The sequence below is a fragment of the Streptomyces sp. BBFR25 genome (assembly GCF_044590125.1).
Lineage (GTDB): Bacteria > Actinomycetota > Actinomycetes > Streptomycetales > Streptomycetaceae > Streptomyces > Streptomyces canus_D.
The window spans coordinates 3,894,157-3,911,967 of sequence record NZ_CP172447.1; the positions used below are offsets into that span (position 1 = coordinate 3,894,157).

At 72.8% G+C, this 17,811-nt stretch carries 10 protein-coding genes; 4 read left to right on the forward strand and 6 right to left on the reverse strand.

The features are described 5' to 3' along the window. Positions 1 to 3 precede the first annotated feature (3 nt). A complete protein-coding gene (locus ACGH52_RS17600; protein WP_399940491.1) occupies positions 4 to 3,423 on the reverse strand; it encodes an AAA family ATPase in 3,420 nt (1,139 codons plus the stop codon). A 309-nt stretch (positions 3,424 to 3,732) separates the two neighbouring features. Here ACGH52_RS17600 and ACGH52_RS17605 point away from each other — a divergent pair, with 309 nt between their 5' ends. The 3 genes from ACGH52_RS17605 to ACGH52_RS17615 all read left to right on the forward strand — a co-directional run bounded on the left by ACGH52_RS17605 (position 3,733) and on the right by ACGH52_RS17615 (position 7,418). Further along, entirely contained in the window at positions 3,733 to 4,455 is a 723-nt protein-coding gene (locus ACGH52_RS17605; RefSeq protein ID WP_193777781.1) for a response regulator transcription factor, read from the forward strand. Between the two features lie 195 nt (positions 4,456 to 4,650). Beyond that, on the forward strand, positions 4,651 to 5,328 hold the full coding sequence (locus tag ACGH52_RS17610; RefSeq protein WP_059301068.1) for a DUF4255 domain-containing protein: 678 nt from the start codon (positions 4,651 to 4,653) through the stop codon (positions 5,326 to 5,328). Positions 5,329 to 5,333: 5 nt separating this feature from the next. Then, positions 5,334 to 7,418, forward strand: a complete 2,085-nt coding sequence (locus ACGH52_RS17615; RefSeq protein ID WP_399940495.1) for an ATP-binding protein — start codon at positions 5,334 to 5,336, stop codon at positions 7,416 to 7,418. Positions 7,419 to 7,442: 24 nt separating this feature from the next. Here the strand turns inward: ACGH52_RS17615 and ACGH52_RS17620 are convergent, their stop codons facing one another. The 5 genes from ACGH52_RS17620 to ACGH52_RS17640 all read right to left on the reverse strand — a co-directional run bounded on the left by ACGH52_RS17620 (position 7,443) and on the right by ACGH52_RS17640 (position 15,847). After that, positions 7,443 to 8,900: an RICIN domain-containing protein gene (locus ACGH52_RS17620; RefSeq protein ID WP_399940498.1), complete on the reverse strand. Its 1,458-nt coding sequence runs from the start codon at positions 8,898 to 8,900 to the stop codon at positions 7,443 to 7,445. 98 nt (positions 8,901 to 8,998) lie between these two features. Further along, on the reverse strand, positions 8,999 to 10,438 hold the full coding sequence (locus ACGH52_RS17625; protein ID WP_210974040.1) for an RICIN domain-containing protein: 1,440 nt from the start codon (positions 10,436 to 10,438) through the stop codon (positions 8,999 to 9,001). A gap of 75 nt (positions 10,439 to 10,513) precedes the next feature. Then, positions 10,514 to 11,950 (reverse strand): hydrolase, encoded by a 1,437-nt coding sequence (locus ACGH52_RS17630; protein WP_399940502.1) that lies wholly within the window; start codon positions 11,948 to 11,950, stop codon positions 10,514 to 10,516. A 92-nt stretch (positions 11,951 to 12,042) separates the two neighbouring features. Next, complete coding sequence (locus ACGH52_RS17635) at positions 12,043 to 12,774, reverse strand: DUF4157 domain-containing protein (protein WP_193777780.1); 732 nt, start codon at positions 12,772 to 12,774, stop codon at positions 12,043 to 12,045. Positions 12,775 to 12,901: 127 nt separating this feature from the next. Continuing rightward, positions 12,902 to 15,847: a hypothetical protein gene (locus tag ACGH52_RS17640; RefSeq protein ID WP_399940506.1), complete on the reverse strand. Its 2,946-nt coding sequence runs from the start codon at positions 15,845 to 15,847 to the stop codon at positions 12,902 to 12,904. A 329-nt stretch (positions 15,848 to 16,176) separates the two neighbouring features. Here ACGH52_RS17640 and ACGH52_RS17645 point away from each other — a divergent pair, with 329 nt between their 5' ends. Continuing rightward, positions 16,177 to 17,781, forward strand: coding sequence for a phage tail sheath subtilisin-like domain-containing protein (locus ACGH52_RS17645; protein WP_059301063.1), 1,605 nt, complete (start codon positions 16,177 to 16,179; stop codon positions 17,779 to 17,781). The last annotated feature ends 30 nt before the right edge of the window (positions 17,782 to 17,811 follow it).

The window sequence follows — 17,811 nt, forward strand, 5'->3', positions numbered from 1 at the left end:
TTCTCAGCGGCCGGTGTCGGGGTGCGGCTCCCGTTCCCGGCGTCCGCCGCGCTCCAGCGCGCCCGGCAGCTCCGTCCTGCGCCGTATCCGCAGCTTGCGGTAGGTGCTGGTCAGGTGGGTCTCGACGGTGCGCCGGGCGAGGTGCAGCAGGTCGGCGATCTCGGTGTTGGTGCGGCCGTCGGCGGCCAGTTCGGCGATCCGCCGCTCACTGCCGGTCAGTGCCCCGGCACCGGTGCGGGACGCCACGGAACCGCGGGCGCCGCCCTCGCGCAGAGCCTGCCCGGCCAGGGTGAGCCAGCGCAGGGCGCCCTTGCCTTCGGCCAGTTCCGCCGCCTCGCGCAGCCGGGCCCGGGCGCGTCCGCGTTCGCCCGCGTCGAGGAGCTGGCGGCCCTGGGCGAGCAGCGCGGGGATCAGCTCCATGTCGGTGTCGGCGGGCGCGTCCCGCAGGGTCCGTACGGCCTCCTCGGCCAGTTCGAGGCCGCGGCGCCCGCCGGTCGCGGTGCCCAGCACGCGCAGGGCGCGGCCCACGGTGCGCGGGGTGCCCCACACCCGGGCCAGCCGCAGTTCCTCCGTCGCCAGGGCCAGCGCCTCGGGGCCGCCGCCCAGCGCCAGCCGGCACTCCGCGACGGCGGTCCGCCACGGGGTGACGACAGGGCTGATCACCTCGCGGGCCGCCTGGCGGCGCCCGCACTCCAGGAAGTCGTGCAGGGCGCCCGCCGGGTCGCCGGTGGCGGCGCGCAGCACGCCGCGCGCGTACAGGTAGCGGTTCAGCTCCCAGTTCTCCGGCACCTCGCGCAGGTCGAAGCGGTCGGCGTGGCGCAGGGCCTCGTCGGTGCGGCCGGTGTGGACCAGGGCCATCAGGGCGTGGGCGTCCCGGTTGGTGGGACCGGGGCCGGGCCCGGGGTCGGCGGCTAGGGCGAGCAGCCGGGCGTGGTCGCCGCGGGCGGCAACGATGTCGGCGCGGGTGTTGAGCAGCGCGTGCTGCATCGGGTGCAGCAGGGCGGGGTGCTGTCCGGCCAGGCCGCGTTCCACGAGCCGCTCGGCCTCGTCGAGTTCGTCGGCCCACTGGGCGACGGCGGCTGCCGTGCCCAGCAGGAAGGGCTCGGCGAGCGGGTCGGTGGGCTGCCCGAGCAGGTCCCGCACCCGGGCCATCGCCTCGTCGGCGGAGATCAGCGCGGCCGTCGCCGCGTACCGCACCAGCAGGGCCTGTCCGGCGGTGCCGACCAGTTCCGGGGAGTGCCGGCCGGTCTCGCACAGCCACCGGTACACCTCCTGCCGGGTCGCCAGGTCCTCGTCGGACAGCATCGCGGTGGCGGTCTGCACGGTGCGGGCCAGGCCCGGGTGGCCGGAGAGCCGGCCCTCGGTGCGGCGCAGCACCTCCATCGCGGTGCGGATCTCACCGCGGCCGGCCAGGGCGGTGCCGAGGGCGACGGCCGTACGCACCCGGTTGCGGGGGTCGGCCGGCAGGTGCTGGGCCTCGGCGAGCCGCGCGATGGCCGCCGGGGTGTCGGCCGACGCGTACTCCAGGGAGCCCAGTTCGGTCAGCAGCCGCTGCCTGAGGTCGTCGGTCAGCGGCTCGTCCAGGGCCCGGCTCAGGTAGCGGACGGCGTCGGCGGGCCGCGCGTCGTGCACGGCGACGGTCACCGCGTCGCGCAGCACGCGCAGCGCCCAGGACCGGCCCACGGCCGGGGTGCGCAGCAGGTGCCGGGCGACCGCCTCGACCCGGTCGCCGCGGCGCAGCATCGCCTCCGCCGCCGCCCGGTGCACGGCCTCGCGGCGCGGCCGGGGCCAGCCGCTCAGCACGGCGTCGCGCAGCAGAGGGTGCGCGTAGCGGGGGCGGCCGCCCGCGTCGGGGCGCAGCAGCCCGAGCCGCGTCATGGCGGCGAGCCAGCCCTCGATCCGCGCGGGATCGGCCCCGGCCGCCTCGGCGAGCACGTCGACCGGGTCACCGGCCGACCCCCGCGCCGGGGGCGGGGAGGAGGTGCGCCACAGCGTCGTCCGGTGCGGCGCATGCGCGGGCGGATCGGTACGGCCGTAGGCGGCGCCGGACGCGGTCCGCGGTCGCCCGTCGTACGAGTCGTAGGGGTCGTGGACCGGGTACGCGGCGTACGGCGCCCCGTCGGCGGGTCCGGCGGGCTCGTCGGGGTGCGGATAGGGGCCGTGCTCCGGGTGCTCCGCGCCGCCGCCTCCCGGGCCCGCGCTCCACACGTCCCGGCAGCCCGGCGCGATGTCCCGGGGCCGACGCGTCCGCGCCGTCGGCCCCTCGTGGGGGTGCCGGCGCGGGGTGTCGAACGAAGGGGCGTCCCGGTACCCGGCGTCCGACGACACCGACCGCGAGTACGCCGTGTCGAAGGGCGACGCCTGCGGGTACGCGGTGTCGTACGACGCCGCCTGCGCGTACGCGCCGCCCAACGGCATCGCCTGCCGGTACACGCCGTCCGACGGCGGTGCCTGCGCGTACGCGACGCCCGGCGACGGTGCCTGCGCGTACCCGGCGTCCGACGACGGCGCCTGCCGGTACGCGCCGTCCGGAGCCGGTGTCCGCGGGTGCGGGAGGGCATGCCGAAGCGCGCCCCGGCCGTCCGGCGGGCCCGCGGGCCAGGCCTGCTCCAGGGCGGCGAGGCAGCGGGCCACGTCGGCCGTCGCGGGGCCCGCGCTCCTGAGCCACCAGGAGACGGCGGCCGGGTAGGACCCGGGGTACAGCGCGGCGCAACTGTCGGGCACGGGCGGGACGCCGTCGGGGTGCGGGGTGCCGCCGAGGTCGTCCAGCAGGGCGTGCAGGAGCAGCGGGCTGCCCGCACCGGCCCGCACGCACTCCTCGGTCCACCGCGCCGACGCGTCCGGGAAGGCGTCCCGGACCATCCCGGCCGCCGCCGCGTCGCTGAGCGGGGCGAGGGTGTGGGTGCGCACCAGGGACGGCGACAGCGCCTGGGTGAGTCCGGCGGGCCGCGGTTCGACGTCGTACTGGCTGCGCTCGGTGGCGACCAGCAGTACTGGTAATCGGTCGACGTGCCGGGCCGCCTCCGTCAGCCAGCGGCGCGAGGAGTCGTCGGCGAAATGGACGTCGTCGACGGCCACCAGCACCGGGCCCTCGGCCGCGTACGAGCGCAGCAGCCGCCACAGCCGGGCCGCGCTGCCCCGGTCGTCGCCGCCCGGCGTCATGTCCGTGAACTCCGGTACCGGGCCGAGCAGATGGAGGACCATGGCGAAGGGCACCGGGGTGTCCTCGGGCGAGCAGCGCACCCGCAGCACCCGCAGACCGCGGTCCTCGGCGTGCCGGGCGGCGGTCTCCAGCACGGCGGTGCGTCCGGTGCCGGTGGCGCCGCGCAGCAGGACGAGGCGTCCGGAGCCGGCCCGTGCGCGCTCGATCTCGGCGGCCAGCAGCGCGTGGGCGTCGTCGCGTTCACGGAGCGGTCCGGTCATCGGTGCCTCCTGTGGTGGATGGTGCTCCCCCGGTGTGTGAGACGAACGACTGCGGTGAACGGTGGTGCGAAGTGGCGCGGGTCACGGTGGCCCACGGCCGCCCCCACGGGCCCCCGCCTCCTCGCGGAACCCCGCTGACCTGCCGGGACGCCCGCTCGACGGCCGCTCGTGGCGGTCGGCGCGCTGGTCTCGTGGTGTGCCTCGTGGTGCTCCACGATTGCGAAGTCCCAGCAGTCCCATAAGTGTGGAACACGCACATCCGCTACCGGCCTGTGCTGGACTGCGGGCACGTGAACAGGGGGGAAACGGTTGCTCAACTCACCCCGGAACACCACCACATCCATGACTTCCACCACGCCTGCGGCCGCGTCCACGGCCGCGGCCCACGGACCCGGCAAGGCCGTCGGCGGCATCGACCGGCGCGTCCCGGTGGCGGTGTCCGCTCCGGACCCGATCAGCCGCGAGGGCGCGGTCAGCCAGTTGCGCCGGCACCCGGAGATCGACCTGCGCGAGGAGTCGGGGCCCGGCACGGTGGCCCTGCTCATCGAGGACGCGCTCGACGACGCCGCGCTCACCCGGCTGCGCCGGATCGTGCGCAGCGAGGGCGCGCGTGCCGTGCTGGTGATCGGCGCGATCCGCGAGAGCGAACTGCTCGACGTCGTCGAGTGCGGCGTCGGCGCCATCGTCTGGCGGCACGAGGCCACCGCCCACCGGCTGGTGCAGGCCGTCCTGGCCGCCTCGCGCGGCGACGGCGATCTGCCCGCGGACCTGCTCGGCCGGCTCATCAGCCAGGTGGGCACCCTGCACCGCGGCGCGGCGGGTCGCCCCGGCGCCCCCTCGCTGGGCCTCGCACCCCGAGAGGTGGACGTCCTGCGGCTGGTCGCCGAGGGTCTCGACACCGGAGAGATCGCCGGCAAGTTGTCCTACTCCGAACGCACGGTCAAGAACGTCATGCACGGACTCACCACGCGGCTTCATCTGCGCAACCGCGCCCACGCCGTGGCCTATGCCCTGCGGGAAGGCTACATCTGACCGAACGGGCAATCGAGAGCGGACCCTTCGGACCGTACGGGCAGGGCAGTCTGCCCGTCCGTCGTCCCCGGCGTGCGTGCGGCCGGGACGGGCCCGGAGGAACGATCGGTGACAGGCATCGGTGGCAGCCATCGGTGACCGGCGGCAGCGGGCGGGCCGTGCGGACTCGAGTGCGGCCAGGGCAGGAGCGCGAGCGTGATCCACGAGGTGGACGAGGTCCTCAAGGCCCTCCTCAAGGGCGGGGCCTTGACGGACTCGGGCATCGACGTGGCCTTCGAGGCACCCACCCGTGACTGGGCGGCCCGGCGCAACGCCCCCGTCGTCAACGCCTACCTGTACGACATCCGCGAGGACGTGGGCCGCCGGCACCGCGGCCAGGTCTCGGTGCGCGACCAGGACGACATCGTCGTCAAGCGCCGTCAGCCGCCCCGCTGGTTCCGGCTGTCGTACCTGGTGACGGCCTGGACGAAGACCCCGCAGGACGAACACCGGCTGCTGTCCGCCGTACTGGCGACGCTGCTGCCCCGCGAGCAGCTGCCCCCCTACGAACTCCCCGGCGCGCTCGGCTCGATGGGTCTCCCGGTGCCGATGACGGTGGCCGGTGTCCAGACCGAGTCCCGTTCCCTCGCCGAGATCTGGTCCGCCCTGGGCGGCGAGCTGAAGCCGTCCCTCGACCTGGTGGTCACCGCGCCCTTCCCGGCCTACCCCGAGTACGACGCCGGGCCCCCGGTCACCGAGGGCGCGACGGTCCGGGTCGGCGGCATCGACGGCGACCCGCCGATGTCCGAGGGCCGCTCGCACCGGCCGCACCAGGTGGCGGCGGTCCGCGCCGCCCGCAAGGCCGTGACGGACGGCCGCAAGAAACGACAGTGACGACAGTGACGACCGCGAACACCCACCTCACCCCCCACACTCCCGCGACCGCCTCCCCGCCCGGCAGTTCCGGCGACCCCGGCGACTTCGGCGGGGCGCTGCTCGCCCGGCTCGAAGTCCTGCGGGAGCGGGTGGCCGCGCTGGTCGAGCACCGCACCGCCGACGACCCCACGGCCGACGACCCGCTGCGCGGCCTGTACCTGCCCGACGAGGCCGTCCACCACCTGCTGCGCACCTGGCCGACCGCCGACGCCGAGTCCATGGCCGCGCCCGTCACCGCGGCCGTGCCCATGGCGCCCGCCCCCGCCGGCTCCCCGGACGGCCCCGGGGACCGGCTGGCCCGGCTGGCCGGGACGGCGCGGCTGACCGAACTGGACACGGCCGCCCTGCTGGTCGCCCTCGCCCCCGACGTCGACCGCACCTTCGAGCCGCTCTACGGCTACCTCAACAACGACGTGAGCCGTCGGCGCGCCACCGTGGGCCTCGCCCTCGACCTGTGCGGGGTGCCCGCGCACCTGGCGACGGCCCGGGCCCGGTTCCACGCCTCGGCCCCACTGCGCACCCTCGGCCTGCTGGAGGTCGAGGAGCCCGAGCGCCCCTTCCTGACCCGTTCGCTGCGCGTCCCGGACCGGCTCGTCGGCCACCTCCTCGGCGACGACGACCCGGACGCCGCGCTCCTCGGCCTGCTGCTCCCGATGCCGGACCCGCTGCCCGGCGCGGGCGGCGACACCGACGTCTTCGTCCGGCGCCTGGCCGCCCGGCTGCAGGACGGCCCGCTCACCGCCTATCTGCGCGAACCGCGCGAGGGTGACGGCCTGGCCGCCCTCTCCTGCGTCCTGGACGCCGCGGGTGTCGACGCGCTGCGCTGCACCGACCCCGCGGACCACGTCCCCGAGCTGCTGCGCGAGGCCCGCCTCGGCGGCCGGGCGATCGTGGTGTCGGGCCTGCCCGAGAAGCCGGGCCCGTTGGTCCGGGCGCTGACCGCCGCGACCGACGTGACCGTCCTCATGACGGACCCGCGCCCCTACGACCCGCAGTGGGCCCCGGCCGACCCGCTCGTTCTGGACGCCCCGGGCCGCCGGGCCGGTGGCGTGGCCGCCTGGCGGGCCGCGCTGGGCGCCGACGCCGACGGGTTCGACCTGGCCACGGCCGTCGCCCCGTACCGGCTCGGCGGCGACCGCATCCAGCGGGCCGCGCACACCGCCAAGGCCCTCGCCGCCTTCGACGGCACCCCGCTCGACGCCGAGCACGTCCGGCTCGCCGCCCGACGGCAGTCGGCCTCCGGGCTGGAGAGCCACGCCCGCCGGATCCGGCCGGACGTGGACTGGCAGGACCTGGTGCTGCCCCACAAGCCCCTGGTGCAGCTCCGCGAGCTGGCCCTGCGCGCCCGCCACCGCGACCGGGTCCTGGGCGACTGGCGGCTCAGCGCGGGCGGCGGCCGGGGCCGGGGCGTCCTCGGCCTGTTCGCGGGCGAGTCCGGCACCGGCAAGACCCTGTCGGCCGAGGTGGTCGCCGCCGACCTGGGCCTGGACCTGTACGTGGTCCAGCTGTCGTCGGTCGTCGACAAGTACGTCGGCGAGACCGAGAAGAACCTGGAGCGGATCTTCACGGAGGCCGACCGCACGGACGCCGTGCTCCTCTTCGACGAGGCCGACGCCGTCTTCGGCAAGCGCTCCGAGGTCAAGGACGCCCACGACAAGTACGCCAACATGGAGAGCGCCTACCTGCTCCAGCGGCTGGAGTCCTTCGACGGCATCGCCCTGCTCACCACCAACCTGCGCGCCAACATCGACGAGGCGTTCACCCGGCGCCTGGACCTGGTCGTCGACTTCCCGTTCCCGGACGTCGAGCAGCGCCTGGCGCTGTGGCGGCACAGCCTGTCGCGGGTCCCGTCCGCCGACGGCATCGACCCGGGGGCACTGGCCCGGGACTTCGAGCTGGCCGGCGGTTCGATCCGCAGCGCGGTCGTCACGGCCGCCTACCTCGCCGCCGGACGCGACGACATGGTGACGGCGGACGACCTCCTGGAGGGCGCCCGCCGCGAGTACCGCAAGGCCGGGAGGCTGGTCCCGGGCGAAGGCGGCTGGTGACCGCCGCCGGGACCGCCCGAGCCGTCAGCCCTTGTTCGGGTGGATGATCTTCCACTCCTGGTCGTCGACGTTGCTGCAGTTGTCGAGCACCATCTTGGAGAAGAGGGCGCCGCCGTTGGCGCCCTCGACGCCGAGGCACTTCTGGTTGCTGGAGAAGTTGCGGATCCAGTAGTCCCCGCTCTCCTGCTTGTCGACCCACCAGAGCTGGTTGTCGGTCGCGGTGGTGCTGTCGCAGTGGAACTCGGTGACGGGCGTCCCCACGGCGGCGGCACCGTGGTCGGGCAGGTCCATGCAGTACCGGTCCTTGATGTTCCGGATCTGGAAGAGCGCCGCCCCACCCGGGCCGCCCTTCGCGTACTTCACCTCAAGGTCCCAGATCTGGTTGTCCCCGTCGGTGTCGTCGCAGACGGCCTGCTGGACGGGTCCGTCCAGCTCGCCCTTCTCCCGCCCGGGGAGTTCGGCGCACATGTTGCTCGTGGTGTTCCGCAGCAGGATGTTCTTGGCGGGGACCACCGGCTTCGGGGCCGGCTTCGCCGCGGGCTTCTTGGACTCACCGCCGCCGCCCTTGTCGCCGTCGCCTCCGCCGTCGCTCTTCTCCGACTCCTGCGTCGCCGGCGGCTGCTGCACCTGCGGCTGCTCGGCGGGCGCGGACTCCGCACTGCTGGGGAGTGCTTCCAGTGTGGCACTGGGGCTGGGCATGAGGGCGGCGCCCGCCTGCTCCGTCTGCTCCGTCGCACTCGTGCGGACCTGGGGCTTGTACGCGATCCAGATCATCACGAACGCGATCGCCAACGCCAGGAAGATCCCGAAGAACGTCGCCAGCCAACGCGGCAGGAACCCACGCTGGACATACGTCCCCTCGATCTCGGTCGGGTCGACTCCGGACCGGCGTACCGCCAGCGTGTAGGGCCGCTCCTCCTTCGCACCGAACCAGATGATCTGCTTCGGCTTCAGCGTCGTCTCCACGAACGCCGCACGACCCGGCTCGATCTGCACGTTCCCCGGACGCACCTCGTACGACAGGTGATCACCGTGATCGCTTCCCGCGATCGACGCGGTGACCTTGGTGTTGCCCAGGTTGTCCACCGCGAGCCGCGGCCGCCCCCGGAACCGGCCCTTCACCGTCGGCGGCACCAACTCCGCCCGCACCTCGGTGAACGCCGTGATCGTCAGGTTCCCCTCCGGAACCGTCACCGCATCCGGATGCTCCGTCGGAAGAATCCGCACCGCGTACGGGTTCGGCCCCGCCACCGCATCCGGAGTACGCGGCGGAGCGAACGTCAGCTCCACCGTCCCCGTCGTCCCGGGATACAGGCGCAGGGTCTGCGGCTCCACCGTCGTCCAGGGAGCCACATCCCCCACCGGCTCGAACCGGTACTCGTCGACGACATCACCGGTATTACGCACCCTCAGGCGCACACGCGTACTACTGCCGGGGTCCACAGTCGCGGACGCGGGCTCCAGGGAAGTCCACAGGCTCACACGCCGACGCTACGGGTCAACTCCCCAGGCGTCAGCGGCACTCGGGGCAGTACTCGCTGCCCCGAGGTACCTGATCGTACGACTTTTCGGACCCTGCCTCAGTCCTTCGACGGGCGGATGATCTGCCACTCCTGGTCATCGGTGTTGGTGCAGGTGGCGATGTTCAGCGGGGTCTCGGTGCCGCCGTTCTGGCCCTTCACGTTCAGGCACTTGTGGGCACTGGCGAAGTTGCGGATCCAGTAGTTCCCGCTCGCCTGCTTGTCGATCCACCACAGCTGGTTGTCCGCCTTGGTGCCGTCGCAGTGGAACTCCGCGATCCCCGTGCCCTCCGGGCGAGCGCCGTATTCACCCAGGTCCATGCACAGCTGGTCCGTGACGTTGCGGATCTGGAAGAGCTTGACCCCGTTGGGTCCGCCGTTCTCGTACTTGACCTCGAGGTTCCAGTACTCGTTGTCGCCCTCTTCGTGGCAGTTGGCCTGCTGGACGATCCCGTTGACCTTGCCCTTTTCCCGTCCGGGGATGTCGGCGCACATGTGGGTGGTGGCGTTGCGCAGCATGACGTTCATGGCGGGGACCACGTCCGGCTTCTTCGCGGGCTTGTCGGCCTGTCCGCCCCCGCCGCCTCCCCCGCCGTCACCGCCACCGGCGCCGCCGTCGTTCTCGGGCTTCTCGGAGGCCGGCTGCTCGGGTTCCGTCGCGGGCTCGGACTCGGCGCTGCTGGGCAGGGCCTCCGGAGTCGCACTCGGACTCGGCATGAGGGCGGCACCCGCCTGCTCCGTCTGCTCCGTCGCACTCGTGCGGACCTGGGGCTTGTACGCGATCCAGATCATCACGAACGCGATCGCCAACGCGAGAAAGATCCCGAAGAACGTCGCCAGCCAACGCGGCAGGAACCCGCGCTGGACATACGTCCCCTCGATCTCCGTCGGGTCCACCCCGGACCGGCGCACCGCCAGCGTGTACGGCCGCTCCTCCTTCGCACCGAACCAGATGATCTGCTTCGGCTTCAGCGTCGTCTCCACGAACGCCGCACGACCCGGCTCGATCTGCACATTCCCCGGACGCACCTCGTACGACAGATGATCGCCATGATCACTTCCCGCGACCGACGCCGTCACCTTCGTATTACCGAGGTTGTCCACCGCCAGGCGCGGCCGCCCCCGGAACCGGCCCTTCACCGTCGGCGGCACCAACTCCGCCCGCACCTCGGTGAACGCCGTGATCGTCAGGTTCCCCTCCGGAACCGTCACCGCGTCCGGATGCTCCGTCGGAAGAATCCGCACCGCATACGGATTCGGCCCCGCCACCGCGTCCGGAGTACGCGGCGGAGCGAACGTCAGCTCCACCGTCCCCGTCGTCCCCGGATACAACCGAAGCGTCGGCGGCTCCACCGTCGTCCAGGGAGCCACATCCCCGACGGGCTCGAACCGGTACTCATCCACCACGTCACCGGTGTTGCGGACCCGCAGGCGCACACGCGTGCTGCTGCCGGGGTCGACGGTGGCGGACGCGGGCTCCAGGGAAGTCCAAAGGCTCACACGCCGACGCTACGCGGAGCCTTACCCGGACGTCAGGAGTCGCAAGGGCAAAGGCGGTTGCCCTCGCATACGCCGTCAGACCGTGATGCGCACCGCTTCCAGCTGGAGCCGGTCGTTCTCCATGTTGCTGCCGAAGTACCGCCAGTTCCCGGGCTCGGTGCAGCCCTGCTTCAGCCAGCCCTTGTCCTTGACGTGGGTGTTGGGGCAGACGGTGCCTTCGACGGTCTTGAGGGTGAACCCCTCCATCGGCGAGACCGCCTCCTTGGTGCTGCCCAGGTACATGTCGGTCTTGTCGGGGGCGCTCTCCCACTTGCTGCCGTTGAGCCACGCCTCGACCACATGGGCCCCGTTGCCCGTCACGCCCTTGGTCCCGGACACGGCGATGTTCAGGGCCTTGATCGGGAGGTTCTTGCCGACCGTGCCGGCCTCGGCACCGTCGCAGACCGGGGCCTGCCAGCCCTGGTCGGCCACGTAGGCGCGGTAGCAGATGTGCCGGCCCTCGCTGCGGGCGGCGACTTCCTTCACGGCCGTGGCCGCGGTGCGTACGGGCGGCTTGGGCTTCTTGGACTCGCCGCCGCCACCTCCGCCGCCGCCCTTGTCGCCGCCGCCCCCGCCGTCGCTCTTCTCCGACTCCTGCGTGGCCGGGGGCTGCTGCACCTGCGGCTGCTCGGCGGGCGCGGACTCGGCACTGCTGGGGAGTGCCTCCGGTGTGGCACTGGGGCTGGGCATGAGGGCGGCACCCGCCTGCTCCGTCTGCTCCGTCGCACTCGTGCGGACCTGGGGCTTGTACGCGATCCAGATCATCACGAACGCGATCGCCAACGCCAGGAAGATCCCGAAGAACGTCGCCAGCCAACGCGGCAGGAACCCGCGCTGGACATACGTCCCCTCGATCTCCGTCGGGTCGACTCCGGACCGGCGTACCGCCAGCGTGTAGGGCCGCTCCTCCTTCGCACCGAACCAGATGATCTGCTTCGGCTTCAGCGTCGTCTCCACGAACGCCGCACGACCCGGCTCGATCTGCACGTTCCCCGGACGCACCTCGTACGACAGGTGATCACCGTGGTCACTGCCCGCGATCGACGCGGTGACCTTGGTGTTGCCCAGGTTGTCCACCGCGAGCCGCGGCCGCCCCCGGAACCGGCCCTTCACCGTCGGCGGCACCAACTCCGCCCGCACCTCGGTGAACGCCGTGATCGTCAGGTTCCCCTCCGGAACCGTCACCGCATCCGGATGCTCCGTCGGAAGAATCCGTACCGCATACGGATTCGGCCCCGCCACCGCATCCGGAGTACGCGGCGGAGCGAACGTCAGCTCCACCGTCCCCGTCGTCCCGGGATACAAGCGCAGGGTCTGCGGCTCCACCGTCGTCCAGGGAGCCACATCCCCCACCGGCTCGAACCGGTACTCGTCGACGACATCACCGGTATTACGCACCCTCAGGCGCACACGCGTACTACTGCCGGGGTCCACAGTCGCGGACGCGGGCTCCAGCGAAGTCCACAGGCTCACACGCCGACGCTACGGGCGACCCGACGCGGCGTCAGGTCTCGCGGGGGCAGACTGCGTTGCCCCAAAGGGCCGTCCGGGGAGGGCGCCCGGGACTACTCCGCGTCCTCCACGTCGTTGGCGACCGCTCGCTGGGCGACGACGGACGGGGCGAGGGAGTCCCCGGCCTTGAAGGCCGCTCCGTCGTTCACCGCCGCGACCTCGGAACCCTGCCCGGGGTCCGTGACGGCGGGGCTGCCACCGCTCGCGCTGCCCGTCTCCTTGATCCCCTTGCTGTTCTTGTCGAGGTGGCTGGCCTCGTGGGCGAGGATCTCCTCGTTGCCGATGGCGGACGGGCCGAGGAACACGTCCATACCGATCGTCATGGCCTCGGCCCCCATGGCCGCCGTCGCGCGCTGGGCGATCGGGCCCGTGTACATGCGGGCGCCCGCGAGGGCGGGGTTCTGGTAGAAGGGCACCGCCTTGTCGAGGAAGGAGCCGGGGAGCGTCGAACTGGTCGACTCCTTGGCCTCTTTCAGGAGCTGGTGCTGTCCCTCCGGGCTCCGGTCGTCGATCCCGTCGTGTCCGCAGCCCGCGCCGTGCTGGTGCGAGTCGGGGTCGACGCGGCGCTGGACGGTGTGCCCGCAGCCGGGTCCGTGCTGGTGCGCGTCCCGGGCGACGACCCGCTGGACGGCGGCGTTGCCGGCGGAGCCCTGCAGCGCCAGGACCGCCGCCGGGGTCATCGGCGCTCCGCTCACTCCGGCGATGGGCGCGGGCGTCGACCGGTGTGGAGCGCGGCCGCCCCGGGCGGCCAGCTGTTCGGCGGCTTCCTCGTGCGCGCGCACCATGCGCTCCCTTCGACACCGGACGTGTGACTCCCACCCTTACCGGAGCTTCCCCGCCGCCGACAGGTCTACGCGGGCAACGCCGGGGGCAACGGCCCCCGGTGCCGCCTTCGGCCACGGCTCGGGACGCTCACAGTGAGGCGAGCTGTTTGGCTATCGCCTCTTCCCAGTCCTTCTGCTGGTCGGGGTCGTTGAGCGACGCCTCCCACTCCTCCGGCTTCTGGTTGTGGTGCTCCGGGCCGCACTTGAGCTCCTTGAGGAACTCACGTGCCTCGTCCCGGATGTCCTTGGGAACGTTCCTGCCCGCGGGAACGGCCGGTCCGGCTGCGACCGCGTAGACCTCCTGCGCCCTGAGCTGCCGCTTTCCCTGCTGGATGGAGTGCGTCACCATGGCCGCCTCCTTCCACGCGTCGCGCCTCCTGCCCCTCCTGCTCGTGCCGTCCTTGGACATCCTCGGCGCCTCGGACGCCTCGGACGCTTCGGTGGCCTTGGACTCCTCGGTTCCCTCCTGGGCCGGCGTGGTGCGGGCGTACCGGTCCGGCTGGCGTACCGAGATGTAGCGCTTGTTGGCCTTCTTCACGCCCTTCTTGAGGGCGAGGCCGCCCAGGAACCCCGCCGTCAGACCGCCCGCGACGCCAGGAGCGACACCGCCGGTGACCGCACCCGTGGCGGCGGCGATCGCCACCGCACCGGCTGCGATACGCGCGAGGTTGCCCGTCAGGTTGGCGAAGCGATGCCCCAGTTTCCACTTCTTCTTGTGGACCACGTATTCCCGGGCGGCGGCCATGTGCTCCCGCACTTCCGTCCTGAGGTTCTCGACCCGGGTCCGCCGCTCCTCGACGGCGTCCAGGACCGCCGTGTCCGAGCCGCCCGCCGAGTCCCCGAGTCTGGACGACGCCTGAGCCAGGTCGTCGGTGGCCTTCCCCAGGTCGTTCAGTACGTCCTGGAGTTTCCGGTCGCGCTTCGCGGCCACGTCGCTGAAGTGGTCCTTCAGCTTCTTGCGCTGGGCGTGGGTGTTCTTGATGACCACGCTGTCGCGGCCCACGTGTATGGCCGAGAACGAGATGGTGAGGGCACCGCTGGCGTCCGCGAGCGCGGCCGTCCCCGCCAGGTCTCCGGCGGTCTTCGTGCCCGTGTTGGCGATCTTCAGAACGTCGTTGGCGGCCATCTGGGAGCTGCTCGCCAGGCCGAGGGGCTTGCCCACATGGTTCTTTCGGTGCGCATGGGAAGCCGGGCCCGACTCATGGCGCTTGGCGGACGCTTCCTTGATCGCCGCGATGTCGTTCACGGCCCCGGTCACGTCGCTGATGAGGTTGATCGGGTTCTCGACGTTCTGCTGGATCACAGTGTCGTGGGCCGTCCCGTGGTCCCCGTGCTTCATCGATGCCGACTGCACCGTCCCCGCGGGCGGCGCACTGCCGCGGAGCACCAGGGTGTCGGGGACGTCGGCCCACGGCTTGGTCTTGGCGGAGGCCTTCTTGACCGCGTGCCCGGTACCGTCGACCGCTCGCCCGACACGGCCGCGCGAGGCCTCATCCGTCTTCTCGGCGCCGGCCTGTCCCGACTGCTCCGCACCTTCCGCCGCGGTCTGGGCGGCCGGTTCCTTCCCCTTGGCCGCCTTCCCCTTGGCCGCCTTGTCCTCCGCCGCTTTCTCCTCCGCCGCCTTCTTCTCGGCCGCCTTCTTCTCAGCCGCCTCCGCGGCCAGTGCCGTCCTCGCCTCGGCTTCGGCCGTCCCGTGGCTCAATTGCCCCTGCGCCGCGGCCGCCGCTCGCTGCCGGGCGTCGGCCGCCTCCCGCCCAAGGCGTGTCACCTCGGCGAGGGCGGCGTCGTGCTCCGTCTGCTTCTCCCCCGCGGTCTTCGCGAACCCGGCCGCTTCGGTCTGGGCCTTCTTGGCCTCGTCCTGTGCCTCCTGCGCGGCCTCCTCGTGCCTGGCCGCCGCCCGCTCGGCGGCTTCGCGTGCCTCGGTCGCGGCCCTGGCCTTGCGGTCCAGCTTCGCCGCCAGGGCCACGGCCTCCCTCGCGCTCTCGTTCGCCTCGTCCCGGAGCCGGGCGGCCTCCTCCTCGCCCTCGCCCGCCTCCTTCCGCGACGCACCGGCTCCCTCGGCCTCTTCGCTCCTCGCCGCCGCGTCGTCTCTGGCGGCCTTCACCCCCTTCAGTGCCTCGGCCAGTTCGACGGTCCGCTTCCTCATGGTCGTCGCGAACTGCTCCTCGGACTCCGCCTCGGCGTCGGCCTCGGCCGCCTGCTCCTGCGCCGTGTTCTCGGCTTCCCCCGCCTGGCGCGCCGTTTCGTCGGCGTCCTTCAGCTGCGCCGCGGCCAGCTCCGCCTGGCGCGAGAACTCACGCACCTTTTCCTCGGCCTCCGCCTGACGCCTCCGGGCGTCCGCGATCGTCGCGGAAAGTGTCTCCACCAAGTCCTCGGCGGTCTTGCGCTTCCGCTCGGCTTCCTCGGCCTCCTTCGCGAATGCATCCGCCTGCTCGCGAACCTCCTTGGCCGCCGCGCCCTTCTGCTCCGCGGTCGCGCCGTGCTTACTGGCCGCCTTGACGGATCTCCGCTGCTCCTTCGCCGCCGCCTTCGCGTCGCCCGTGAGGTCTCGTGCCTTGTCGAGCGACGCCTGCTCTCCCCGCTTCGCGGTCTCGACTTCCCCCTCGAGTGCGTCCGCCCTGCCCCGGGCAGCCGTCTCCTTCTTGCGTGCCTCGATCGCCGTCCCGGACCAGTTCCGCACCTCGGCCGCGGCGTCGGACCGGGCCCGCGAGGCGTTCGAGACCCTCGCCTTCTGGTCCGTCACCTCGTCCACGGCCGCCTGCCGCTCGGGCTCCGTCACCGGTGTGATCTGCAGGTCGTCCGGCGTCGACGAGGTCGCCCGTTCCGGTGCCGGGGCCTTGGGGAGTTGTGCCGTACCGGCCGCGCGCTGGATCGTCGTACCGGACCCGCGCTGGATCGCCGAGGCCACGGCCCGGTTGCCCGCCGCGGCCTGCAGCGAGGCCAGGGGCGGTGACTGACGTGCCTGCGGGCGGGACCGCGCCGGAGCGGCCTCGGCCGGGCGGTGTCTGTGCGTCTGGTTCAAGCGGTCCGACACGGACGGTCCCCTCCTGACACGCCGTCACCGTCCCCGCCGCGCGGGGCAGCGCCCCGGTGCGGCGGGACGGGGCGCCCCGGAACGGGGCTTGATCGCAAGATGACATTCTGGCGAACTGACAGTCGACACAAGACGTTGAATCAGAAACGTCGGTTGTACGCCAGGGGTCCTCGGGGGGAATGACCGGGAAGGTCCGGGAGTCTGCCCCAACGGGCACGGCCAGGGGCAAGGAACATGCCCCCGTCCCGGCACCCGGGGACGTTTCGGCGGCGGCAACGCGCGCGTGAGGCTGAGGGGCGTCCTGTCTCGTACCCCGAGGAGAGCAGAGCATGCCGTCCTACCTGTCGCCCGGCGTCTACGTCGAGGAGGTGGCCAGCGGCTCGCGCCCGATCGAGGGAGTGGGCACGTCGGTGGCGGCCTTCGTCGGGCTCGCCCCGACCGGCCCGCTGAACGAGCCCACGCTGGTGACCAACTGGACGCAGTACGTCGCGGCCTTCGGTGACTTCACCGGTGGGTACTACCTCGCGCACTCCGTCTACGGGTTCTTCAACAACGGCGGTTCCGCCGCCTACGTCGTCCGCGTCGGCGGTTCGGCCGAGGACGCCGCCGCCGACGGCACGGTGAACGGCGCGGGCGCTCCCGCCGCCGTCACCGGCAGCACCGCCAAGGCGCTGACCGCCGCCGAGCCCAAGCAGCTCGGCACGTTCGCGGTGACCGCCACCGGCGAGGGCCAGACCGGCCCGCTGACCGTCGAGGTCGCCGACCCCGAGGGCGAGGGCCCCGCCGAGCGCTTCAAGCTGATCGTCAAGGACGGCGACAAGCCGGTCGAGACCTTCGACGTCAGCGCCAAGAAGGGCAACCGCTCCTACGTCGTCACGCAGGTCAAGGAGCGCTCCAAGCTCATCACCGTGACCGAGGCCGCGCCGTCCGCGCAGCTGGTCCGGCCGGAGAACCAGACCCTGACGCTGCCCGCGCCGCCGTCCGCCGCCCCCGCCGTTCCGGCCGGGCAGGCCGAGAGCGCGCACCCCGGGCCGGCCCAGTACCTCGGCGACTCCTCGGACCGCACCGGCTTCGGCGGCCTGGAGGCGATCGACGAGATCTCCATGGTCGCGGTGCCCGACCTGATGGCCGCCTACCAGCGCGGCGCGATCGACCTGGAGGCCGTCAAGGCCGTCCAGCTCGGTCTCATAGCCCACTGCGAGCTGATGGGCGACCGCGTCGCCATCATCGACCCGCCGCCTGCCCAGAACGCCCGCCAGATCCGCGTCTGGCGCCAGGAGACGGCCGGCTACGACTCCAAGTACGCGGCCCTGTACTACCCCTGGATCAAGTCCTTCGACCCGGCCACCGGTCAGTCCCGCCTGGTCCCGCCGAGCGGCCACGTCGCCGGCATCTGGGCCCGCAACGACTCCGAGCGCGGCGTGCACAAGGCCCCCGCCAACGAGGTCGTGCGCGGCGCCGTCGACCTGGAGCTGCAGATCACCCGCGGCGAGCAGGACCTGCTCAACCCGATCGGCGTCAACTGCATCCGCTCCTTCCCCGGCCGCGGCATCCGCGTCTGGGGTGCCCGCACCCTCTCCTCCGACCCGGCGTGGCGCTACCTGAACATCCGCCGGTACTTCAACTACCTGGAGGAGTCGATCCTGATCGGCACCCAGTGGGTGGTGTTCGAGCCGAACGACCACAACCTCTGGGCCCGCATCCGTCGGAACGTCTCCGCGTTCCTGGTCAACGAGTGGCGCAACGGCGCCCTCTTCGGCCAGAGCCCCGACCAGGCCTACTACGTCAAGTGCGACGAGGAGACCAACCCGCCGGAGTCCGTCGACCTCGGCCGGGTCGTCTGCGAGATCGGCATCGCACCGGTCAAGCCCGCCGAGTTCGTCATCTTCCGGCTCGCCCAGTTCTCCAGCGGCGGCGGCGAACTGGACGAGTAGGCGGATCGCGCCCCCGCCCTTCTCCACCCT

Bases quoted from the DNA above. Each gene is read 5' to 3' on its own strand.
- ACGH52_RS17600 (WP_399940491.1), bottom strand. From the start codon at position 3,423: ATGACCGGACCGCTCCGTGAACGCGACGACGCCCACGCGCTGCTGGCC.
- ACGH52_RS17635 (WP_193777780.1), bottom strand. From the start codon at position 12,774: ATGGTGCGCGCGCACGAGGAAGCCGCCGAACAGCTGGCCGCCCGGGGC.
- ACGH52_RS17645 (WP_059301063.1), top strand. From the start codon at position 16,177: ATGCCGTCCTACCTGTCGCCCGGCGTCTACGTCGAGGAGGTGGCCAGC.